The sequence below is a fragment of the Candidatus Kapaibacterium sp. genome (assembly GCA_023957315.1).
Lineage (GTDB): Bacteria > Bacteroidota > Ignavibacteria > Kapaibacteriales > UBA2268 > PGYU01.
The window spans coordinates 199,855-223,995 of sequence record JAMLHE010000003.1 but is presented as its reverse complement, the minus strand read 5'-3'; the positions used below and the strand labels follow the sequence as shown (position 1 = coordinate 223,995).

Below are 24,141 nucleotides of genomic sequence, written 5' to 3'. Positions count from 1 at the left end.
AAATTTATACTTAATTTCCTAACAGCAAAAATGCTTTTATAAAATCGTCAATATCGCCGTCCATCACCGCGTGAATATCGGTGCGTTTAAATTCAGACCTGTGGTCGTTGACCATAGTATAAGGCTGGAACACATACGAGCGAATTTGACTGCCCCATTCGATTCGCTTTTTGGTTCCTTCAATTGCAGCTTTTGCGGCTTCTTCTTCTTCACGATTCTTTTGATAAATGCGAGATTTGAGCATTTTGATAGCACGTTCACGGTTTTGAAATTGTGAGCGTTCTTCCTGGCAAGCTACAACGATACCTGTCGGCAAATGTCGCAATCGGACTGCAGTTTCAACTTTATTGACATTTTGACCACCTTTGCCACCGGCTCTGAAAGTATCCCAATCCAAATCCGCAGGGTTGATTTCAATTGCAACATCATCATCAACTTCGGGAAATACAAATACTGATGCAAAAGATGTATGTCGTCGGGCATTACTATCGAAAGGGGAGATACGGACTAATCTGTGTACACCGTTTTCAGCTTTAAGATAACCAAAGGCAAATTTCCCCTGAAATTCTAAAGTAGCTGACTTGATTCCTGCGCCATCGCCGTCCAATCTGTCGAGCAATGAAACTTTAAATTTTCTGCGTTCGCCCCATCTGATGTACATTCTCATCAACATTTCAGCCCAATCTTGAGCCTCAGTACCACCGGCACCGGCATTAATATTCAATAGTGCAGTTTTGTCGTCATCTTGTCCACCCAACATATTCCGTATTTCAAGTTCCTCTACAAAATCATTCGCCTTTTTGATTTCATCGTTTATTTCCTGCTCGAGCGAATTATCTTCGGTTTCATTTGCTATTTGCCACATTGTCAAGGCATCTTCAATTGCGTCAGACATTTCCTGCCAAACGTTTACCCATTCATTTAGCTCAGAAGTTTCTTGCATCAGCTTTTTAGCTTTAGCTGTATCATTCCAAAAGTCTTCAGATTCGCTTAGTTCGCGATTTGCTTCAATAATTGATTGTTTGCCGTCAATGTCAAAGGAACCTCCGCAAATTATTCGAGCGAGTTTGCAAATCTTTTATCAGTTCTTTTTGTGGTTCAAACATATCAATACACCATTTTTCATAATTTCACATTTAACATTTTCAAGACGAGAACAAGCAACTTTATTGTGATAATGATTACAATTGTCACTATTTGATATTTTTTGCTTTATTCTATAATTTGTCGGTAAGAAATTCACTTTAAATTGCGAAATATCTCAAAAAATGAGTAATTTTGTATGAATTTATAATAAAAATTGACAGAAAAAAATGATGTCCGAAATAAGAATTCATGAAGTAGGCTTGCGAGACGGATTGCAAAATGAATCAAAAATTCTACCTACACAAAATAAAATCGAATGGGCTGAAAAATTGGCTCAATCAGGCATTGACATTTTGCAAATCGGTTCATTTGTACACCCGACGAAGATGCCTCAAATGGCAGATACAGATGAAATTTTAGAATATTTCAAATTGCATAAACCCGCTATCACTCTATCTGCCCTGGTTCTCAACGAAAAAGGACTTGAGCGTGCCTTCGCTTCACAAGTGGATTTGATATGTATGGGAGTTTCGGCAAGTGAAACTCACTCGCAAAAAAACACGGGAATGAGCGTAAGCAATGCTATAGAACGAATAACCAAGATGGCAATTGATGCAAAAAGCAAGGGCAGCAATGTTCAGGTTTCAGCTCAATCAGCCTTTGGATGTGGATTTGAAGGCAAAATTAGCGAGAAAGTTGTTTTATCAATTATCGAAAGTTATTTCAATAGCGGCTTGAATAATATCTCGTTCGCGGATACAGCAGGACACGCTTATCCGCAGCAGGTTGAGCGAATAATTAAAGAGGTTTACCGAATGAACGCTGATGCAAACATTACTGTGCATTTCCATAATACCTACGGATTGGGTATCGCGAATTGTTATGCTGCTATGAATTGCGGTGTGAAAACTTTCGAGACGGCTTTTGGAGGATTAGGTGGTTGCCCGTTTACAAAGGTTGCAGCAGGCAATGTCTCAACTGAAGATTTTGTGCATTTACTACACAGAAATGGACTGAGAACTTATATTCAAATTGAAAAAATCACTGAAGTGTCGCAATTAGCCGAAGCATTTTTCGAGAAGAAATTGCAAAGCTATGTTTATAATACCGGTATAATTAAATATTAAGAGGCAAAAAAAATGAAAATTTTAGAAGGAATTCGTGTTTTAGATTTAACAAATGTATTGTCGGGACCTTTTGCAACACTTCATCTTGCATGGCTCGGCGCCGAAGTTATCAAAGTCGAAAATCCTGTTGGGGGAGACTTGGCTCGCAATCTCGGATGTGTCAAGGAATACAATGATATGCTCATGGGCACCAGCTTCATAGCCCAAAATTGCAACAAAAAATCAATGACTTTGAACTTGAAAAAAGCGAAAGCGAAAGAAATTTTTATTGAATTAGTCAAAATATCCGATATTGTTGTCGAAAACTTTCGTCCAGGCGTCATGGACAGACTTGGTCTGGGATATGATGAATTGAAAAAACATAATCCGAAGTTGATTTATTGCGCAATTTCCGGCTTTGGTCAAACCGGTCCCGATGCCAACAAACCTGCATATGACCAAATTATCCAAGGTTTGAGTGGCGTGATGGCGATAAATGGCGACGAAACGCTCAATCCATTGCGTGCAGGTTTTCCCGTCTGCGATACTGTCGGCGGACTAAATGCAGCATTTGCAATCATGTCGGCAATGTACCATCGGGAGCGAACAGGCGAGGGGCAGTTAATTGATGTAGCATTGATTGATTCCACAATGCCATTGCTCGGCTGGGTAGCTGCAAACTTAATGATAGGAGGGCAAGAACCGCCATTGTTGGGCAATGACAATTTTTCATCTGCTCCGAGCGGTACTTTCAAAACTAAAGACGGTCACATAAATATTGCTGCAAATAAGCAAGAACAGTGGGAGGATTTGGCTGATATTTTGGAATTATCGGAATTGAAGGATGACCCGAGATTTAAGATTCGTGACCACAGAAAAAAACATCGATTCGAACTCACTCCATATATTAACGATAAACTTCAAGCCAAAGAAACGAAATATTGGGTAGAACTGTTGAATAAATCCGGAATTCCGGCAGGGGAAATCTTAAAACTTGCCGATGCCCTTGACAGCCCACAAATTCGCCATCGAAATACTTTTACAAATGTAGAAATTGAGGGAATCGGAACTGTCGCAGCCTTTAACTCAACAGCAAAATTCAGCAAAACGGAATCGAATGTAACTAAGGCTCCACCGAAACTTTCTGAGCATACTGCAGAGATTTTATCATTAATTGGGCTCAATGACGAAGACGCTTCAAAGCTGAAATCTGAAGATGTAATATAGCTTTACAAGCAATTTATTATCGTTAAAAGCGTGTTCATAGCATTGTTGAAAGTTTAAAAATTGAGAGCGAATATGAAAAAAGCAGTTTTATGTGAATTCGGAGAATCTCATGACGACATATTTTTCGCTCAATTTGAATTTTTGAAGCAATCAGGTTACGAAACTTTTTTCATTGGCAATTCGATTTTTAGCGATAGATTGAAAAGGTATTCCAATATTGACCACGAACATTATTTGGAATTTGGTAAAGGGAAAATTAGCGATTTTAGGCAAATCCGTGAAACTTGGAGAATAATTAAGCAAAATGACATCAATAATATCATTCTGAACACGATTGGCGGTACTCCGGTCAGGAATTTTTGCCTATTTCCATTCGGCAATAGAAACGTTGCCGGTATAATACATAATGCCGGAAATCTGACAAGCAGAAGTTTTACTTATAATCGAATCATTAAGCCTAAAATAAAAAAAATATTCGCCTTGAATAAATATATTTGGGAGAATGTAAAAACGGATGCAAAGCTAAATAAATCATGGATTTATCCTATTTCATATCCCGATTTCACACCTAATATCATCAAGCCGAACGATGAATTTTGGGTAGTCGTGCCGGGCTTAGTCGAATCCGACAGAAGAGATTATTTTCATTTGTTAGATTCGCTCATAGCCAAAAGATTGCCCGAAAATGTTAAATTAGTTTTATTAGGCAAATCTCAGCATTCAAAAGGTTGCGGCGCTGAAATCCGAAAAATAATTGATGAAAATAATTTGCAAAAAAATATAATCATGTTTAATGATTTTGTTGATTGGGATACATTTCGCTCATATGTTACTAACGCCGATTTATTGGCGACGCTTATCCATCCTGAATATGCAAATTTCGCTAATTATTCTACAAACAAAATTAGCGGAACATACCTTTTATCATTTGGACATCAAATCCCGTTACTTAGCCACGAACACTTCATGACATATGATGATATCAAAACATCATCGCTTTTTTACAATCAGCGAAATTTAGCCGAAACGATTGATTTTTTATACCAAAATCGTCAATACATCGAAAAAGTCAAATTGCATATGAAATCCAACCCTAATTTCGATTTTGGATTCAACCAAAAAAAATATATTTCTCTTATCGAAAGTTAAAATATTTCACCTTAAATTCTCAAATTCCACCTCCACCTCACCTCCTCGACATCCCGTTTGCTGGTTTCTTCTGCTTGGTTTTTGATTCATCAGTGATTTTCATGTTTTTCAGCTCTTCCAGATATTGCAAATCTCTGACTCTTGCGGGACTATAGCCCAGAGCTTCGAAGTCCATGATTCCGTTGGGGGCGTGGCAATCTTTGCATTCAAATGCTTTGCCGGTTATTCCGTGGTTGACCATCAATGTGCCGAATTGACGCATCCAATTTGGCTCGACATTGACAAGTTTGCCATCTTTCAGCGGATATTCTGTTTTCCAGCCGTCAACGCCGAAATAGTACATGAATTCATCCATCATATATAGCTTGAAGGGTGTTTCGTACATTCGTTTTACAATTGGATGTTGAATAGCTTTCATAACTGCGTTTCTGGTTTTGCCGGTTTGATAGTATATCGGGTAATCGAATGGCAATATCATAGCTCCGTAAGGTCCTTGATTCGACATATCTTCAAACATCTGGGCATTAAACATTTTGAATGGATATATCTTGCTTTTCCCTTGTCTCATAACTGAGCGAAGGTTTTTCTCTATCATTTCTGCTCGCTTTTTCACAGTTTCGGGTGGCAGAACGCTCAAAGTATTCGTTACTCGCTCCACGTATTGGTCTATATCAATGTCCGGATATTGCTTTTTGAGTTCTATTGCGGCATTTCTGACTGCAAGTATAATTTCAGGGTCCGTGATTTTTGTCAGTTGATTCATCAATGGATTGTACAGCCCCAAACCATTCGGGTTATCGCCTAAAGCATTTGCAAGGAATGTTCCGTTGCCGTTGAACCATAAATATGTGAAGCCTTTGCCGGCTTGACCTGAACGGTAAATATCAGTTGGTGTGTACATACCTTCTTCGGGTTCATAAGTCGGATAGACCCAATCACGTAGCACAACATTTTTATTTTCAAGATGAGTAATATGGCAAGTTTCACAAGCTAAACGATTTACGTGACCGTTCAAAATCACTCTGAATTGTTTGCTGCGAGTGTGCGGAGCGTCGGTATGGCAATTTTCGCAAGCTACTTCTACACCCGGCAAATCATTCGATACGAGGTCTGTACCTTTTGTTCCGCGAGGTAATTTATGGCCCTGAGGCACGTGGCAATCTGTGCATTGCAGACCTGCTTTGTAATGTACATCGTTCTCGTAGCTGAAAGGGTTACCACGCTTTGCTCCGGGATGGAGAATACGTTGATTTTTGTAGCCCAAACTTTTCGCTGAAACGTTATTTTCGTACAAATCACCACCCATATTATGTTGGTGGCAATTCAAGCAGTTGTCGTTTTGTGGCTTACTTACTGTTAATGCGGCGCGCATAGTCCTATCTTGATTCCAACGGGTTCCATTATCATCTTTTATTACATATTTATAATTCATGTCGTAAGATTGGGAATGGCAAATGAGGCAATCAATCCCGTCTTGAACAAATGTGGGTATGTCTCCAATAGGCATCATCAGTTCTGTTGCCGGGTGATAGTTTCCGCCAATGTGACATTGCCCACAACCTTCGCTTCGCCAAACAGTTTTAGACGATTTTGATACTTCTCCATTTACGTTATGATGCTCGGGGTTGGTCTCTATTAATGCTGCCCATCCTGTCCACGAAAAGCTGCCTGGTATGCCGCAAGCTCTGTCAATTTTCCCGACAGGTATTTTAAGCAAACCTTCGTTGACCTTTCTTCCATCGTAACCGTAAGTCGAGAAACCGTCTTCTGAACTCTGGAATTTAAAGTGAACAGTTGAAAGCACGTCTTCCATTGTGTTTACCTTTTTGGTGCTACCATCAGGTAATCGTACATTCATTGTTTCATGGCATTGCAAACATGTTTTGGGTCCTTCGTACTGTCTGATACCGGCATCACGAAAGTATTTGATGTGGCTGTGCTCGTTCTTTTGCTTGTAAGAACGTGTCCGCATCAAAGTATTGATTCTTACGCTTCTCGAAAATTCATCTTCCTCGCTAATTGCCAAATTCGCTCTTTTGAGTCTCAATTCCTTAGTCAAATCTTCGGCTAATGCCTCGAATTCTGAATCTGAAAGTTCGACAGAAGTGTCGAACGTAAGCGGTGCATTGGTAACTCCTGTGTAGGCTTCAAAGATTGGATTGTAAAGAAATGTCATAAAAAGCAAGGCAAATACGCCAATTGCGATTAATGAATATGCTGCCCAAGCTCTTTTGTTTCTCGGTTTCAATGGCGAGAAGAAATTTGATAATTTTTCTGTGAATTTCATTTTATACTCTTTTAATTTTATTTTTATTAGTGATTATTCTTAGTATTATATGGAAGGCGATTCCACTCAAAGTGGCGATTAGGATGATTAAACTCAACATATCGAGTGTTGCATTCCTGGTTGAGCCGATTACATAAGCGCGACTGAGCAATGAACCGTTTACAAAACCGTAACTTTTGCGGTCTTCGCTCAAAGTATAGCGATAGAGTTTATCGAAAAGCTTTGTATCCTTTGTATGGCAATTCTCACAGTTTCTGAGTGCCTTGTCTTTACTCAAAATATTGTGTGAAAGATTTGGTGCATCGTACGAACTATGGCAATCCACGCATCTTACAGTTGCCAAATGTAGATTGATATTCGGCAACCACTCATGCGTAGAATTTATATCGGGCATTGACCTCGCAGTAAGGCTCACAAATTTTTCTGTCTGCGTATGACAATTCAGACACATATTATTGTCCGAGCTGATTTTATCGAAATTTGGCAGACGATTTCTTTCAAAAACATGAGGGTCATGACAACTAAAGCATGAAAACTGGTCGCCTAATTTTGAAAAATGAACAGAGGAATTGAACTCGGATTGAATATCGTTAAAATACAGCTCCGATTTTTTTTGCGAATATTCAGCTTTGTCGGAGAAAAATATTGAACCCGACGAATGGCATGACAAGCACGTTAGCGATTTTGTCGAATCATTTTTATGAGGCCACATACCATATTGACCTTTGTGGCAAACTATGCAATCTAATTTTGCATGATTTGACTTTGAAAATGATGATTTGTCAACGTGATAGCTTTTTTTGTAGCCAAGTTCAGGAGCAAGTACCGACAATGTAGGTGAATTGTGGCATTTGAAGCATTTATCATTTTGAACACTATCTAAAGCTACGACTTTTGTCGTTAAAATCATGAGCATTATAGTTATCAATGCACTTTTCATAAATTTATATTGCTAATCAGTAATATTAACATATGCAATATAATACATGTTACAGAAATGACAATAAAATATTTGAAAAGAATTTGAGAATTATTGCGATAGGTCAAGGTAGATAAAATATTTATATGCAGCTAAAAAATAAATTAGCTAACGAATTTCAGTTGAATACATACAATTTAAAGTGTGTTCTTAAATTTTGATTATTTTTGCTATTGAATTAGTAAAAATTTTGGAGTCTTCGAATGTTAAAAATATTTGCTCTGATAGCTATCGCCTTACTTAATATATCTGTATTATCAGCCCAACAGACAGTTGGAACCGGAGCTATGGTACTGACACGTGGCACTTCTCCAATTATAACGGGCGTGGGCGGCGCCGGAGTTGCTTTCCCGGTTGCAGATGCCACCTCATTTTCATATAATCCTGCTCATCTCGGCTCACTCATGAGAGAGGAAAATTTGTTGTTCACATTTAGCACAAATACTATCAATCTGTCCGATATACCATTTAAAAATATTGCTCTAAATATTGGCTATAATTTAGACGAGCATATCAATTTCCCGGTAACAGTAGGGCTGGCATTAATGTTTCAGGATGCTGATTATGGAGATTTTTCAAAAACTGACTATAATGGGAATATATTGGGTAAATACTTTCTAACGGAATCTGCAAGGTCATTTGCAATAAGTGCTTCGGCTGAGTATTATGCTCTATTCTCGATTGGTATGACTTATAAAATTTTCAATTCCGAATTAGAACCTCTAATATTCGAACAAAGCTATGAATCCGGAATCGGTCATGCTATTGATTTTGGTGCTTCTGTCAGCATCCCGATTATGAAAAAGGCTGAATTGTTGGATAATATTTTTGTAGATATTGGAGCAAATCTTGCTTGGGCAATGCTGAACGTAGGGTCTGAGATTGATTATCTTGATTATACAGAGCCATTTCCGAAGACTTCCTCAACAGGATATAGCTTGTCAGCCGTGCTAAATTATGAAAAGAATGATTTTGAGCTCGAATTACTGAAAATCAATTGGTCGGCTGCAACGATGGAATCGCTAACATACTACGATTCCACAGGTTTTGGGTATGATTATCCCTTTAACGAAATCAGTTTTGTAGATAATTTGATTTTGATGAGGGCAAATTCATATGTAAGAACCGGATTCGGTTGGAATATTTCCTTACTCGAAACAGTTTCAATTTTAAAGGGTTGGTCATACACAAGAAATATTATGTTGCCTTCTGATGGTGTTGTCATTTCGTCATCGGGAATGACAAAACTATTAAAATCTAAATATAATTCCAAGCTTTTGAACTTCATAGCCGAGCATATTAGCATTAATTATTATATGACAAAGATTATAATTCCATTTTCCGATGCAAATGATAAATGGATTTATGATACTTTCCAAGGTATTAATGTAGCATTCCGATTATGAGTAATAATTAACCATTTATTGATAGTATCAACATTCAATTCAAATGATTGACATACTAAGAGCTTAAAGTGATAATTTCACTTGTAAAAATCAGCTTTGAAACATTAAAATTTTGCTAATAATAAAAATATTTTTTGTTCGTGTTAAAATTATTATTAATTTTGCAAATGCAGAATAAAAATGTTTTATTTTTTGTTTCAAAAATATAGGATTCAGAGATGAATAAGCTGGTGATTGCTATTTCATTCGCATTATTAGTTTTGGTATTTAATTCATGCGAAACAAATTTGCCTGTAGATTCCTCATCTACAGATATGTCAAATTTAGATAATAATACTTATCTTGTCATTGTCGAAACTACTGACGAATTACAAGGGAATGACGGACAGAACCCGTTAATGAACATACTGAAAGACAACAATATTGATGCAGCGAATATAACTCAAACTTATACTTCGCTTTTTTTGGGGTTTGCAGCTAAATTGAATCCTGAACAGGTCAATTCCTTAAACCATGACAAAAGAGTTATCAGCATTGAACCCGACCAAGAATATAGACTGATTGATGAACTTCTAAGTGTTGACAATGAAAGCGGTAAAAGTCCGGAATTGCAAGCACAGACAACTCCTTGGGGAATAAATGCGGTTGGTGGATTTGTCACTGCCACCTCAAATACAGGAGTTGCTTGGGTTGTTGATACAGGTATTGACTTAGACCACTTAGACTTGAATGTTGACTTGAATTTAAGCAAAACATTTGTCAATAGAGGTGATGATGCGAATACACCTGACGATTTTCATGGGCATGGCACACATGTCGGCGGTACGATTGCAGCCTTGAACAACAGCTACGGAGTAGTGGGAGTTTGTGCCGGTGCAACTCTTATCGCTGTTAAAGTTTTAGATTACAGAGGCAGTGGATATATATCTGAAATTATTGCAGGATTAGATTATATTGGGACCAATTTGGTGTCAGGAAAAGCGAATGTGGTCAACATGAGTATTGGTGGCAGCGCTTCGACTACACTTGACAATGCTGTTAAATCATTAGCCTCAAAAGGGGCTTATGTTATTATTGCAGCAGGCAATTCCAGAAGACCTGCTGCTAATTATTCTCCTGCCAGAGTTGATGCTGTAAATGTTTTCACTATTTCTGCTTTTGACAATAAAGGTAATTTCGCTTCTTTTTCAAATTATGGCAACCCTCCTATTGATTATTCTGCACCGGGCGTTAGCGTCCAATCAACATATAAGGATGGAAAATATGCTACTATGTCAGGAACGTCAATGTCCACACCACACGTTTCGGGAATTGTACTTGCCAATAACGGTACAATAAATTGGAGCGGTACTGTGAAGAGGGATAGAGATAAAACACCGGATAAAAAAGCTCGTCGTTAATCATTTGTTATTAAAATATATAATGGACTGCTTGAAATTCAAGTAGTCCATTTTTTTTTGTGGAATAATCTGAACTATGATTTATGTGATTAGTATGATTAAGAAGGCTACATAAACAAAATTGTAATCATATAAATCATTCAAATCAAAAAAATCATAGTTCAGACTTTCAAAAAAATCATAGTTCAGACTTGACAAAAATCTGCGTATGCGTGCCAATTCTAATATAATAAATGCCGCGAGGTAGATGCGAAATATCAATTCTTGGTAGAGACACGACATGTCGTGTCTCTACGGTCATTACACATTCACCCAATGTATTGAAGATACGAATCTCTGAACCTTCATCAACCCTACGGTTAACCGTAGGGTTGATATCTACGGCTATTTCAATATACTCCGATGCCGGATTGGGAAAGATTTTCAAATCCGCATATTGAACATCATTTTCAACATCAGAAGCAATATTGATAGTAATTTTTGATTTGATTTCAGGTTGCTCAATTGATGAGGTCAATACAATCAAAGAGAATTCACCTTGAAAAGGAGTATAACTTGTATATAAAATTCTAATTTCTCTTTTGGAATTTGATTCCCCTTTTTTATCTAATTCAAAGTAATTATCAAGGACTTCAAAAGCATGCAAATCTGCACCTACTACCGCATCATCATTTACAACATATACGGCATAAATCAAAAGTTTTTTGGATGAGATGTTTTCAATCACCGGTCTGAGTGTATCAATCTTGTTTAGTTCAATGGTCAAAGAGGCAGAGCTTAAGGTAAAGTCCTGAGCATAGCTATTGGACTGAATTGCATACAGCAAAAGAAAAATTACTGCAAATATCGAAAATATGTAAGATAACTTCATAACACTCTCCAAAAAAATATTTTAAATTTTATTTCCTATACATGTATAAACAATCCAAAAGTCGTTTTGTCACACTTGAGATGAAAAAAAGTAAAAAAAATGCCCGACATTGATTGCCGAGCATGATAATAACTTTTCAACTTTTGACAACAAAAATTTGAAACCCTAATTACAATTTTTAATAAAGTTCAATTGCAGTGGGTTACAGATGAAAGCAAAAATATTTAAATATCGTTATCATCATCTTTTTTAATCGCCATTTCCTTTTGTTTTAATGCTACTTCCTGAACCCAATCTTGTTTGTTTGGGTCTGTAAGAGCCTTATCATAGTAAATGATAGACTGTTCAAAATTCCCAATTCTTCTATACATTTCAGCAATTAGATAGTTTATAGATGCTATAATTGATGAATCCTTGTATTCATCATTTTGTAGTGCTTTGATTAAAAAATCCTTTGTCATTGATTGAAGTTCTTTCCTAAAGTCTATTCTTTCTGAATCCTTTCTGAGTAAATAACTACCAATTAAGAAACAATTAGAAATTTCATCATTTGCCATTCCTAAGAACTCTTTAATATCACCTGCAAGTTTACACTCTAAAGCATCGTCAATTATCAATGTATCATACTTGGAGAGAAATTGCTTTAATTTGTTCTTTTCCTCTTTTGTGAAAGTAGTATCGAAATCTTGCAAATTTCCTGAATAATTGCATTTTGGACATCTGTTTATCAACTCCTCATAGTGAATTCCGATTGCACCTTGCTGCTGAAAATCGAAGTAGTTACCATGTGTTGTCATACTCATAGTAACGCAGAATTCTACCGTAGTCCCGTCGATAGGACATTCTACCTCCATTTTTGAACAAGTATGTCCATATAATACGTTTGATGCTACGATTAAAATGAAAGCCGTTAAAAAGATTATATTTTTCATAATATTTATTTTAGATTGAAAAAATTATTCAATTCTTACTTTCAAATGATAATTCAAATTTACATTTCACTTTTTATGTTACTTATCACGAATAGCTTTTGCAAACATAAAAAAGTTTTTTTTAATATCCAAATTATTTGTTAATTATTTCCCAAAAAAATTTCCAAGCATCTTTGTCTCGAATGCTCCTAAACACAAAAAACCCTTATCAAATCAAGTCTGACAAGGGTTTTTAGAGAGTGGAAAATTTTATGTTTTATCGCTGGATTACAAATCTGCCGGATTCGGGTATGCCGCCGGTGGTGATTGTGTAGTTATATACGCCATTGCCCAGACTTACTCCTGTGATGACGTGATTGATTTTGCCGGCGCTTGATACATTGACATTTTGTTTAGATACCACATTACCCGATACGTCGCTGATTGTCAATTCATATACGCCTTGTGTAGGTGCGTTGAATTCCAGATTGATGGCATCGTTTGCAGGATTGGGGAATACATTTGCATTATATCGTGCAGCAGATTGGTCAGATTTTTGGAAAAGATTGGCTTCGTCCTCAAATGAGCTTCCGTCCCAAAGCATCACTCTCATAAGTTGATGTTGCGGGTTTTTCTCGAATTTGTTACCCTTGCCATGTTTGCCCATTCCTTTGCCATTTTTAGGGCAGTCCGCCGACTTGTTTTCACATTCAAGTTTTTCGACGTTTTCTTGTTTCCAATCGCGTTTCATCGTACGCATATCATTTTGCCATTTTTCCGATTTGGGCTGAATTTCTTCTTTTAGCTTTGAGAAAAAGTCAGAATGGTTCTCGATTATAGGTAGCAGTTGAGTATGCATTTCTTTCATTTGCTCTCTCATAGGATGATTTTTCCCTTTTTTGCCGCCTTTGTTGCCTCTGTCCGGTGTGAAATTTCTCATGTGTTCGAGCCCGTCTTTCTTGAATTCTGATGCCTTTGCTCTCGCACTATTCAAAATCGCCAATTCCTCGCTATTCAATTCTTTGTCAATTTCGCTCTTCCAAATTTTCATTTGAGGGTGAATGTTTTGTTCTGCGTAAGTTCGGATGTCAGCTTTCAAATCGTCGTGATTGATTTGATTCTGCGAAAACAACAAAATTGATGAAAATGCTACAAAAACTGTAATTGCTAAGATGCGTTTCATATTGATACTCCAAGTCTAATTTAAAAATCATTTACAGAAATTAGACAATTGAGCTCAGAAAAGGTTTAATCACTTGGCAACAATCACGTCAATACTCGCTCCGAGCGGTGCCAATTCGGATTGTGAGGGGCTTTGTCCGATGACAGTATTTGAAGTGAAAGTTTCGCTTCCGATGTATTGAACATCGCCCAACACGAAGCCTTTTTCTTCCAAAATCGCTTTGACTTCTTCTAAAGTATGTCCTATAAGCACCGGAACGGGGTTTTGTGCATCCGAACCTTTGCTGACGACCAAATCAATTATTTGCCCATAGGGCATCAACTGACCCGAATTTTTGCTTTGCTTCATGACTGAGTCTTTGGGAATGTAGTCCGAGAAATCATAGGTGATTTCGCCAATTTGGAAGCCGCGTTTCATCAACTCGAATCGTGCCGTGCTTAAGTGCGTCCCTATCAAATGGGGGACGGCAACTGTCTCTTTGCCTTTGCTCACAGTCAGATAAACGGTTCTGCCGACTTTAACTTCAGTTGACGAATTGGGAACCTGCTTGATTACAGTTTCAGGAGGGAATTCCTCGCTATATTGTTGTGTAGAAACGGCGTAGTTCAATCCATTTTGCTTGAGAATGCTGGAAGCATTTCGCAAATTTGAGCCTGTCACTTCCGGCACTTTGACGAGGTCACGGTTATGAACCATCGCCGGCATTAGCCATGCATCAAAAATGAGCAACAAAAGATAGACGGAAACAAGGAAAATCCCGGTCACATATAGATAAGGCAATGCCTTTTTGGAATCAAACTTCATGTTTAATCCGGAAAATTTGTCATCGTCTTTCGGGCGATACTTGCTATATGGCTTATGTTCTCTATTTAATTCCTCGTTCATTTCAATTTAGTCTATCAAATCTCAAAATATTTACAAGTACAAATCTAATAATATTTCGTGTCACTTACGTTAATAATTCAGTTAAGAAGTAAATTTTGGAGATAAATTGCATATACCCGAAAAAGTTCGAAATCTGTTGTATCCGGCATTCGAACAAGCCCGCACAGCCATAGAAAAATCAGGGCGCATTTGGATTTCGACTCACCGCAACCCCGATGGCGACGCAATAGGTTCAGAGCTGGCTCTCTACCATGCTTTGACAGCGATTGGCAAGAAAGTTGAAATCGTAAATTGCGACCCAACACCATATAATTTGATGTTTACCGATAGAAATTCTATTGTCAAAAGTCATGAAAATTACCACTTTGATGCATCGGAAGTGGATTTGATAATAATCGCCGATTTGAACGATTCGTCACGTCTCGGAACACTTGCACCGATTTTTAACGAATCTAAAGCATATAAGCTATTGATTGACCATCATACCGAAGCAAATATAAATGTTGACTTGTCCATAGTGAATACCGAAGCTACTTCCACAGGTGAGTTGGTTTATTACTTTTTGAATTTCCTCGAAATTGAAATGAATAGCGACATAGCACAAAATCTATACTTAGCAATTATGACTGATACGGGCAGTTTCCGCTTCCCCAGAACTGATGCCAGCACTCATCAAATCGTAGCAGATATTATGCAATATGACGTGAATCCGGTCGAAATTTATGAACAAGTCTATAATACGAATTCTATTAATTCCATCCATATACTCGGTTCGGCTCTCAAAAATATCACGCTACATTATGGCGGACAATTGGCAATTATGCGAATAAGTGCCGAGATGTTGAATTCTGCCAATGCTTCAAACGACGATATTGACAATTTCGTCAATCACACCCTTTCAATTGATGGGACAAAAATTGGCGTGATGATAGCAGAGGTAATAGGCAGCGATGAATTGAGGATTTCAATGCGCTCAAAGGGAAAGTATTCAGCGCGGAAAATTAGCTCGCATTTCGGTGGTGGCGGGCATTTGAACGCAGCCGGAGCAAGAGTGAAAAATATTTCCTTAGATGAAGCATATAATCAAATAATTGAATTCGCAGAATCTGTAATCGAAAGTGCAGGAATTGAAAATGAATAAAAAAGCAGAAATCCCGCTTCCTTCCAACCCGGAGGATGCTATATCGCAATTTGAAGCATTTGTCGAAATTGTGAAAATTCTCCGCAGAGATTGCCCTTGGGACAGCACTCAGACTAACCGCTCGATTGCACATTTAATGATTGAGGAAGTTTACGAAGCTATTGATGCGATTTACGAAAATGACGATGCCGAATTTTCGAAAGAATTGGGCGATTTATTGCTACATATCGTGCTCCATGCAGTGATAGCCCAGGAAAGAAAGGCATTCGATTTAAAAGATGTCATCAAAAAAATATCAGCGAAAATGATTCATCGTCATCCGCACGTTTTCGGCGACACGAGTGTTGATGGGGTAGAGCAAGTGATGCAAAATTGGGAAGCCCTGAAGCTGAAGGAATCCGGTAGCGGAGAACGTAAATCTGTACTCGATGGCGTCCCGAGTAATCTTCCGGCTTTGCTAAGAGCGGAACGAATTCAACATAAGGCATCTCGAGTGGGCTTTGATTGGGATAATCCGGACGACGTTTGGGCAAAAGTTTTCGAGGAAATCACAGAATTCAGACATGAACTGAAAAGCGGAAATAATGAAAAAGCTGAACAAGAATTTGGCGACTTGCTGTTTGCATTGGTGAATGCGGCGAGATTTGAAGGCATTGTCGCAGAGCAGGCTTTGCATCTGACGAACAACAAATTCACAAAGCGCTTTTATTATATTGAAAAAATCGCTCGCGAACGTGGACTTGACCTCAATGATATGACTTTGGAGGAGATGGACGAAATTTGGAACGCTGCGAAAAATTTTGATAAATAAACAGATTTCCTTATATTTGTATTGTAACTTTTTGCATTTTTTAGTGTTTATATAGATATGTTGATGATAAAGTACATAATGTCGGTTATTTTGATGGTGACAACCTTAACTGTCACTGTTGGAGTCACGTTGCATGAGCACTTATGTGGCATGTCCGGCGAACTTACTATCAATATCATCGAAAAAGCTGATTGTAAATGTGAAAGCGATGAATCCTCATGTGAAATTTCGCACGTACATTCAGGAAATTGCTGTGGCGTCGAAAACGAAAAAGTCAATTATCCGGTTGAATTAAATCGTGCAAAATGTTGCAAAGAAACTATTACTGTCATTCAGATAGACGAACAGTTTCTTAGCAACACAGTTCATAAATATTTAATTAAATATCCGACTGAGTATATTCGGACTTTTGCTATTGACTTTTACGAAAAACACGAAATCAAAACTTGGGAAAAGCGACTAAAGATGCTTTACTCAGGTTTCAAAGATAATTTAATCAAATTTATTTACCTGCTTTCTAATTTCGAGCGAGAAGAACTCCCCAAGTCCTCATTGTAATTCCTTTTCTTGTATTTACAATACAATCAATTAATTTCTTTTATTAATTAGGATAAAACAATGAGAAATCATATTTTTTTAATTTTATTTTCAATATTTTTTATAAATATTAATCTTTTTTCGCAACAATTCATTACAGGTACTGTATATGGAGTTGGTGCGGATGAAGAAAAAATCCATTTGAGCAAAGCCCGCGTCACATGGATGAATTCTGATGTAGGCACTTTAACCGATGATAGGGGCGCTTTCAAGATCGAAGAAATCGAAGGTGGTCACAATTTAATCGTAAGCTATTTGGGATATATCAGCGACACAATTCACGTGCACGACTATGAAGGTTCGCTGGAAATTGTAATGGATAAATTCACAACTACTGATGAAGTCACAGTTACCGGAAGGATGACTGATGCAACAATTTCAAAATCGGATATTTCCAGCAATTTTAAAATCTCCGAAAAAGGATTGCAAAAAGCGGCATGTTGTAATTTAGCTGAAAGTTTTGTGACAAATGCAGCAGCAGATGTCGAATTTTCAGATGCCGTCACCGGCGCCCGACAGATTAAACTTCTCGGTTTGCAAGGTATTTACAGTCAGTTGATGTTCGAGAATATTCCTTCACTAAGGGGATTGGCTACATCATTTGGCTTGTCTTACGTTCCGGGACCCTGGATGCAATCAATTTCAATTTCAAAAGGGACATCGTCCGTTGTGAATGGGTACGAGTCAATCACAGGGCAAATAAATCTCGATTTCAAAAAACCTGAAGATGATAACCCTATGTTTTTTAATGTATTTGCTGAAGAAATCGGGCGATTTGAAGCCAATGTTGATGCATCCTATAGGTTATCCGATGAAATCAGTACAATGATGTTCTTACATGGTAATAGCAGCAGTTTTGACCATGATTTCAACGGTAACGGATTTACAGACCATCCTTTGGTACAGCAATTCAATTTCATGAACCGCTGGAAACTTCAGTACGACGGCTTCGAATCTGTTTCGGGTGCTCATATTATCGTCGAAGACCGCCAAGGCGGGCAACAGGATTTTCTGCGTGGAATTAATAAGGACGCTTACGGCATTGACATAAAAACTAATCGTTTCCAAGTGTTTTCAAAAAATGGATTTCTATTGGACGAGGACGCAATTTCTACAATTGGGACGATTGTTTCATTTACTCATCATAGCCAGAAATCATTTTTCGGCAAAAGAACTTATGATGGCGAACAAAATTCATTTTATGCGAATTTCATTTTCGACCATAGCTTTGCAGATTACGAAGCAGAAGAAAAATACGCCAAATTGACAAGCGGTTTGAGCTTTCAGTACGATAATTTGAATGAAAATTTAGATTTTAACCCAACAAATCGTCATGAACTTGTTCCCGGCATTTTCACAGAATTTTCTTATTCAGGACTGCAAAACTTCATATTTACTGCAGGTTTGAGAGCGGATAATCATAATTTATATGGAACTTTTATCACGCCACGATTTCACATTAAATATGACCTAACTGAAAGTACAGTTTTCAGAGCTTCAGCCGGCAAGGGTTATCGCTCATCTTATATTTATGCTGAGAATTCTGCAATCCTTGCTTCATCGCGAAATATTATTATCGAAAGTGACTTAAAGCAAGAAGAAGCATGGAATTACGGACTCAATACTACGTCGGAATTTGATTTCGCCGGTGTTTACTTCACACTTAATATAGATTATTTCCATACACAGTTTATAAATCAAGTAGTTATGGATATGGATAGAGATGTGAATTCAATTTATTTCTCAAATCTCGACGGCGAATCATACTCTAACAGCTTCCAAATTGACTTAATCATAGAGCCGTTCAGCGGCTTTACAGCATCAACCGCGTATAGAATTAACGATGTGAAAAGCACCTACAACGGTGTTTTGATGGATAAGCCGTTACAAAGTTTCGCTAAAAGCTTCTTGAATCTTGCATACACATTGCCTGACGAATCCTGGAGTTTCGATTTTACATTCGATTACAACGGCAAAGGCAGATTGCCATCTACTGCAAACAATCCTGAAGAATACCGTCTGGCAGATGAATTTCAGGGTTACTTGATGCTCCACTCGCAAATCACCAAGCGTTTCGGAAAGTTTGAAGTTTATCTCGGTGGCGAAAATCTCAGCAATTTCATTCAGCCGAATCCGATTATTGCAGCAAACGACCCATTCGGACAGTATTTCGATACTTCGATGATTTGGGGACCGATTATGGGTAGAAAAATTTACATGGGCGCAAGATACACTCTCTAATTCTTCTCTTCACTTGAAGCTAAAAAGGGTGATTGCAGTAGCAGTCACCCTTTTATTTTTTTCAAAATATCAATTTATTCTCAAAAATAAAATAATATTTTATCATTTTAATGCAAAAACAACAACTCACGATACTTGGGTAATTGCCAATATTTATCGTCCACCATTAACTCCAACTTATCTGCATGTGAGCGGATTATGTCGAACAGTGGCTTTACCTTTGTGCAAAAATGTTCTGCTTTTTCGCCATCAACACTTTTTTGGGATGCTGCTTTGCGTTCTGTTTCCAAATCATTCAAATGTTTTATCATACCCTCGAGATGATATGAAATTTTAACTAATTGATTTTTATGAGCTTCAGCTTCGGCAATTAATCCAATTTCTTTTAATCCCTGAACATTTTTAATCAATTCATTTTGATATGAAACAACTGAAGGAATTATCATTGTTTGTGCAATTTCATCAACTAATACTGCCTCGATTTCCAATTTATGAATATATTCCAAAATTGCGACATTATAACGAGAAATTATTTCATCACGACTGAAAACTCCCGTTTTTGCAAGAAACTCAATATTATGCTCTTTAATCATTTCATTTAATGCAATTGGAGTCGTCTTGAGATTTGGCAAACCACGTCTTTCAGCTTCTTGAACCCATTCATCACTATAATTATCGCCATTAAAGATTATTGGTTCGCATTCTTTTAACATTTCAATCAAAGTATTTTTAATTGCAGTTTCCTTTTCTTTTCCTTTAGAAATTAATGAATCAACTTTAATTTTAAATTCTGAAAGAGTATCGGCTGCTATAATATTCAATATTGTCATTGGGTTGGAAACATTAACCGATGAACCAACTGCCCGAAATTCAAATTTATTTCCGGTAAAAGGGAATGGCGAAGTACGATTTCTATCAGTTGTATGGAGTTTTTGGAATGGCACTAAAAGATGTTCCAATCCTGAATTTACTTGAACACTTTCATCCTTATATTCAATTCCGCTTTTGAATGCATCTAAAACTTTTTGCACATTATCACCCGTAAATACAGAAATAATTGCCGGTGGTGCTTCATTAGCGCCCAAACGGTGTTCATTTCCTGCATTTGCAATGCTGGCGCGCAATAAATCGGCGTGTTTATACACGGCATAAATCGTATTTATGAAAAAAGTCATAAACATCAAATTAGTTTCGGGGTGGTCGCCGGGTTCGAGCAAATTGACGCCCGTATTCGTGGACATAGACCAATTATTATGTTTGCCGGAGCCATTCAATCCGTTGAAGGGTTTTTCATGCATCAGCACCCTCAATCCGTGTCTTTTCGCAACGCGGTCAATTTTATCCATTAGCAACAAATTATGGTCAGCAGCGATATTTGCATACTCAAAATGCGGTGCACATTCAAATTGATTTGGCGCAACTTCATTATGGCGAGTCTTAATGGGAATTCCTAATCGTAATGCTTCTTGCTCAAAATCAATTATAAAATTGTAAACACGCTCAGGAATCGAAGCGAAATAATGGTCTTCGAGTTGTTGTCCGCGAGCTGAAGCATTTCCGTAAAGAGTCCGACCGCACAAAATTAAATCCGGACGGGCATTGAACAATGATTCATCCACAACGAAATATTCTTGTTCCCATCCGAGAGTTGGAATGACTTTGTTGATGTTGTCATCAAAATATTTACAGACGCCGACTGCAGATTTGTTAAGCATACTCATAGATTTGAGCAAAGGGGCTTTCATATCGAGCGATTCGCCGGAATATGAAATCAAAATAGCCGGAACGCAAAGGGTTTTGCCATATTTCCCGCGACGAATGAAAATCGGAGATTTCGGGTCCCAAATAGTGTAACTACGGGCATTGTGTGTGCTTCGCAAACCTCCGGACGGAAAACTTGAACCATCTGGCTCTTGCACAATCAATTCCAAACCCGACAGCATTTCAATAGCTCGCCAATGCTTGTCAAATTTGAAAAAAGTATCGTGCTTTTCGGAAGTTTTACCGGTGAGTGGTTGGAACCAATGCGTGTAGTGCGTTACTCCATGGTCAATCGCCCAATTCTTGAGTCCAATCGCAATCATATCAGCGGTATCGGAATCTAAAGCGATATCGTTTTCGATGCAATTTTCGAATTTTTCGTAAACATCAATCGCAAGGTACTTTTTCTTGGCTTCAGGACCAAAGACATATTGATTGAAGTACTCTGAAACAGGCTTGTCCATTGGTTTCAAATACGAAGTATCGTAGTTCTTCTTAGCAGCGATATTCTGAATGCTTCCAAGTCTGACGGTCATAAAATTGACTCCATATAAAATGTTTTAAAATTTATGACTTATGACGATATAAAGCAAAAATTTGAAGAGATGTGGAAAAGTTTTTGTTAAGCTAAACTTAATTTAAGGTTAAAAGAAACAATTTTCAAGTTCACCTTTGGCGATTCCTCTAAAGTATGCGTCCAAATCAAATTGATTAAGCAGGGTTGATATTTCGTTGTACTCGTGCTTTACACCAATAAGTGCAGCTTCAATATCCGAAGTTTCGGCAGTATTAAAATAATCACCGTAAATTTTGCTCTCTTTGATGAAACCATTTTCAACATTCAAATGCACTTCGATATTTCCGGCTGAAGTTCTTTCTAATTTTTCAAAATTATACTTTGCTTGATAGCCAAAATTCCAATCCCAAGTGCTATACTTTTCGGCGGCTAATTTCTGAATCGCTTCTTCATCTTCAGCATTGAATTCATACATTGTGGCATCTGAATACATTGACTGGATATGCTTCATAATCAGTTGAGTAAATTGGTCGAGAGCAATTGGATGGGGCAGATGTTCGCTAATATTGGTGACTCGTGAACGAACTGATTTTACGGCTTTATCTTGAAATTTTAAGGGATTGACTTTGAGTGCTTCGGTCAAATCTGATATTTGCGAAGTGAAAAGCAATGTGCCATGTTGGAGAACGCGATTTCGAATCACATGAACTGCATTACCGGAGAATTTTTTACCTTCGATTGTTAAATCGTTTCGCCCTTCAAATATTGCGTTTACACCGAGTGATTGCAGAACGTCTAAAATTGGTTGGGTGTATTTGCGAAAATCAACAAGATTGCTGTCTTCGCCATTGACGATAAATGTGAAATTCAGATTTCCTAAATCGTGGAAAACGGCGCCGCCACCGGACAATCTTCTGACAACTTTGATGTCGTTTTGGCGGACATGCTCAAGATTTATTTCTGCAAGAGTGTTTTGGTGTTTACCGACTACAATAGCGTTGTTATTTCGCCATAGCATGAAAATATCGTCTTGGAAATTTTTGAAAAGATGCTCTTCGGTTGCCATGTTGATATATGGCTCAATCGAAGTATTATATATACAAAGCATAAGTCTGTTTCTATCTGATTTATTGTTTATTTTATAAATGCGAAATACACTAATTTCAGCAAAATCTACTTACTCGGGTTAGCATTTGCGGCTTCTTGAGCAGCTAATCGAAAGGCATCAACCACGCGTTTGTATTTGAGCGATTCAGAGCCCTTCAACTTGGAACGCTCCAAAAATGCTACAAAATTGTTCGCTACTGCAAACGTTATTTCAAATTTGATTGGAGTATTTTCAGTTATATTTTTTTGCAAAATTTCATCAATAAAGGGCTTGAGCGTAGTTTTGACTTCGAGAAAAGAATTAACTTCCACACCGGCAATCTCTACATTATCAATTTGATTATATGCAAATAATAAGTCGCCGGCATTTACTCCGGGCTTTAGTATAACTGCTTTATTGTCGGTTTGACTATATGCAGAATCGGGGTTTATTCCGAAAAAAAGAATCGTTGTAAAAAGAAACATTACGCAAAATTTAAAAGGCACTTTCATTTTCCCTCTTAGAATAATTGTTGTACACCTAAACTAATACTGAATCTATGCAAATTAACGGCTGAACCGTATCGAGTGAAGCCATAGTCGAAATTTATCATGTCGGTTTTGACACCAATGCCACCCGAAAATCCTGTCAAGCCTTTGTCCACTTCTGATGATGTGAGCGAACGAGCTTCGTTATCATATCCAATTCTTGCTTGAATGTATTCGCCCAGATTAATTTCAGCACCTACATTGAATCTTTTGAATCTATCGAAAAAGTTATCTGCTTGGTCTGACAAATGATGCAATGATAAATTGAATAAAATCGGCAAACCTTGCAATCTGTGGTTGAAGCCTACTCTGAAATCCAAAGGCAGTGGTTCGTTTTGATTGCCAATTTTGGTGATTTGAGTGCCGATATGCAAAATTGACATTGCAAGATTTGTTCTGCCATCGGGCAACAAATACAATAAACCTGCATCAAAAGCAAACGCAGAAGTGCTGACTTCTTCAATTCCCGTGAAAATATATTTTAGCGTCAATCCATAATAAAAATCTTTGTCGAGCTCATTTGAATAGGTGACACCGAATAAGAAATCATTTGCCCCAAAAGTACGACCATCACGATTGCCCATCCCATCGGCATATTCAAATGCTCCGTAGCTTGTGTAACCAATTGATGCTGCTAAAGAGCCATTTTCTTTGGTATGATGAGTATAACTTACATTGCCGGAATTAATATCCAATACATGCTTCAAAAATGTCACCGATAGTGGTTTTGTGTGTATCGTACTGACTGTTGCGGGATTGAAATACATTGACGTCGGGTCATCTTCCATAGCAACGAACGAGCCTGAAAGTCCTGATGCACGTGCACTTGAAACATATCTCAAAAAGCTGAACGGCGAGTCAATCGCAATTCCTTCGCTCACGGCAGCTAATAATAATATTACAACGGCAAATTTAAGTTTGTTCATTTTGTCACCATATTGTTATCGA

Annotated in this window: 20 protein-coding genes; 9 read left to right on the top strand and 11 right to left on the bottom strand. The window is 37.6% G+C overall.

The features are described 5' to 3' along the window. Window positions 1-10: 10 nt before the first annotated feature. Window positions 11-1,106 (bottom strand): peptide chain release factor 2 gene (gene prfB, locus M9949_04445; protein MCO5250654.1). Its coding sequence is split into 2 segments (ribosomal slippage): window positions 11-1,036 and window positions 1,038-1,106, totalling 1,095 coding nucleotides; the frame shifts between segments, so codons are not numbered across the junction. A 207-nt stretch (window positions 1,107-1,313) separates the two neighbouring features. On the opposite strand from prfB, the gene M9949_04440 reads away from it, so the two are divergent. The 3 genes from M9949_04440 to M9949_04430 all read left to right on the top strand — a co-directional run bounded on the left by M9949_04440 (window position 1,314) and on the right by M9949_04430 (window position 4,568). Then, entirely contained in the window at window positions 1,314-2,213 is a 900-nt protein-coding gene (locus tag M9949_04440; GenBank protein ID MCO5250653.1) for a hydroxymethylglutaryl-CoA lyase, read from the top strand. Window positions 2,214-2,225: 12 nt separating this feature from the next. Beyond that, the gene (locus M9949_04435) at window positions 2,226-3,419 is read left to right on the top strand and encodes a CoA transferase (GenBank protein ID MCO5250652.1); all 1,194 of its coding nucleotides are present in this window, start codon (window positions 2,226-2,228) and stop codon (window positions 3,417-3,419) included. 72 nt (window positions 3,420-3,491) lie between these two features. Next, window positions 3,492-4,568, top strand: coding sequence for a hypothetical protein (locus tag M9949_04430; GenBank protein MCO5250651.1), 1,077 nt, complete (start codon window positions 3,492-3,494; stop codon window positions 4,566-4,568). 37 nt (window positions 4,569-4,605) lie between these two features. Here the strand turns inward: M9949_04430 and M9949_04425 are convergent, their stop codons facing one another. Together M9949_04425 and M9949_04420 are read right to left on the bottom strand one after the other, a co-directional pair. Then, the gene (locus tag M9949_04425; protein MCO5250650.1) at window positions 4,606-6,855 is read right to left on the bottom strand and encodes a cytochrome c3 family protein; all 2,250 of its coding nucleotides are present in this window, start codon (window positions 6,853-6,855) and stop codon (window positions 4,606-4,608) included. A gap of 1 nt (window position 6,856) precedes the next feature. After that, a complete protein-coding gene (locus M9949_04420; protein MCO5250649.1) occupies window positions 6,857-7,795 on the bottom strand; it encodes a hypothetical protein in 939 nt (312 codons plus the stop codon). A gap of 242 nt (window positions 7,796-8,037) precedes the next feature. Here M9949_04420 and M9949_04415 point away from each other — a divergent pair, with 242 nt between their 5' ends. Both M9949_04415 and M9949_04410 read left to right on the top strand, forming a co-directional pair. After that, window positions 8,038-9,240 carry a hypothetical protein gene (locus M9949_04415; GenBank protein MCO5250648.1) on the top strand — a complete coding sequence of 401 codons (1,203 nt, stop codon included), beginning with the start codon at window positions 8,038-8,040 and terminating at the stop codon, window positions 9,238-9,240. A gap of 218 nt (window positions 9,241-9,458) precedes the next feature. Next, window positions 9,459-10,640, top strand: a complete 1,182-nt coding sequence (locus M9949_04410) for a S8 family serine peptidase (GenBank protein ID MCO5250647.1) — start codon at window positions 9,459-9,461, stop codon at window positions 10,638-10,640. A gap of 178 nt (window positions 10,641-10,818) precedes the next feature. Here M9949_04410 and M9949_04405 read toward each other — a convergent pair whose 3' ends face one another. From M9949_04405 to M9949_04390, 4 genes are all read right to left on the bottom strand, one after another. Beyond that, a complete protein-coding gene (locus tag M9949_04405; protein MCO5250646.1) occupies window positions 10,819-11,511 on the bottom strand; it encodes a T9SS type A sorting domain-containing protein in 693 nt (230 codons plus the stop codon). A 224-nt stretch (window positions 11,512-11,735) separates the two neighbouring features. Next, window positions 11,736-12,443, bottom strand: coding sequence for a DUF2225 domain-containing protein (locus tag M9949_04400; protein ID MCO5250645.1), 708 nt, complete (start codon window positions 12,441-12,443; stop codon window positions 11,736-11,738). Window positions 12,444-12,699: 256 nt separating this feature from the next. Continuing rightward, the gene (locus M9949_04395) at window positions 12,700-13,605 is read right to left on the bottom strand and encodes a T9SS type A sorting domain-containing protein (protein ID MCO5250644.1); all 906 of its coding nucleotides are present in this window, start codon (window positions 13,603-13,605) and stop codon (window positions 12,700-12,702) included. Between the two features lie 69 nt (window positions 13,606-13,674). After that, window positions 13,675-14,490 (bottom strand): PASTA domain-containing protein, encoded by an 816-nt coding sequence (locus M9949_04390; protein MCO5250643.1) that lies wholly within the window; start codon window positions 14,488-14,490, stop codon window positions 13,675-13,677. Window positions 14,491-14,596: 106 nt separating this feature from the next. Here M9949_04390 and M9949_04385 point away from each other — a divergent pair, with 106 nt between their 5' ends. From M9949_04385 to M9949_04370, 4 genes are all read left to right on the top strand, one after another. Then, the gene (locus tag M9949_04385) at window positions 14,597-15,631 is read left to right on the top strand and encodes a bifunctional oligoribonuclease/PAP phosphatase NrnA (GenBank protein ID MCO5250642.1); all 1,035 of its coding nucleotides are present in this window, start codon (window positions 14,597-14,599) and stop codon (window positions 15,629-15,631) included. Continuing rightward, a complete protein-coding gene (gene mazG / locus M9949_04380; GenBank protein MCO5250641.1) occupies window positions 15,624-16,442 on the top strand; it encodes a nucleoside triphosphate pyrophosphohydrolase in 819 nt (272 codons plus the stop codon). Before M9949_04385 ends, mazG begins: the two co-directional genes overlap by 8 nt. A gap of 63 nt (window positions 16,443-16,505) precedes the next feature. Beyond that, window positions 16,506-17,000 (top strand): hypothetical protein, encoded by a 495-nt coding sequence (locus tag M9949_04375; protein MCO5250640.1) that lies wholly within the window; start codon window positions 16,506-16,508, stop codon window positions 16,998-17,000. A gap of 60 nt (window positions 17,001-17,060) precedes the next feature. Next, entirely contained in the window at window positions 17,061-19,280 is a 2,220-nt protein-coding gene (locus M9949_04370; GenBank protein MCO5250639.1) for a TonB-dependent receptor, read from the top strand. A gap of 107 nt (window positions 19,281-19,387) precedes the next feature. Here M9949_04370 and M9949_04365 read toward each other — a convergent pair whose 3' ends face one another. The 4 genes from M9949_04365 to M9949_04350 all read right to left on the bottom strand — a co-directional run bounded on the left by M9949_04365 (window position 19,388) and on the right by M9949_04350 (window position 24,119). Beyond that, complete coding sequence (locus M9949_04365; GenBank protein MCO5250638.1) at window positions 19,388-21,577, bottom strand: glutamine synthetase III; 2,190 nt, start codon at window positions 21,575-21,577, stop codon at window positions 19,388-19,390. A 108-nt stretch (window positions 21,578-21,685) separates the two neighbouring features. Continuing rightward, on the bottom strand, window positions 21,686-22,666 hold the full coding sequence (locus M9949_04360; GenBank protein MCO5250637.1) for a lipoate--protein ligase: 981 nt from the start codon (window positions 22,664-22,666) through the stop codon (window positions 21,686-21,688). Window positions 22,667-22,731: 65 nt separating this feature from the next. After that, window positions 22,732-23,157 (bottom strand): hypothetical protein, encoded by a 426-nt coding sequence (locus M9949_04355; GenBank protein ID MCO5250636.1) that lies wholly within the window; start codon window positions 23,155-23,157, stop codon window positions 22,732-22,734. 8 nt (window positions 23,158-23,165) lie between these two features. Then, window positions 23,166-24,119, bottom strand: a complete 954-nt coding sequence (locus tag M9949_04350) for a PorV/PorQ family protein (GenBank protein ID MCO5250635.1) — start codon at window positions 24,117-24,119, stop codon at window positions 23,166-23,168. Window positions 24,120-24,141: the final 22 nt, after the last annotated feature.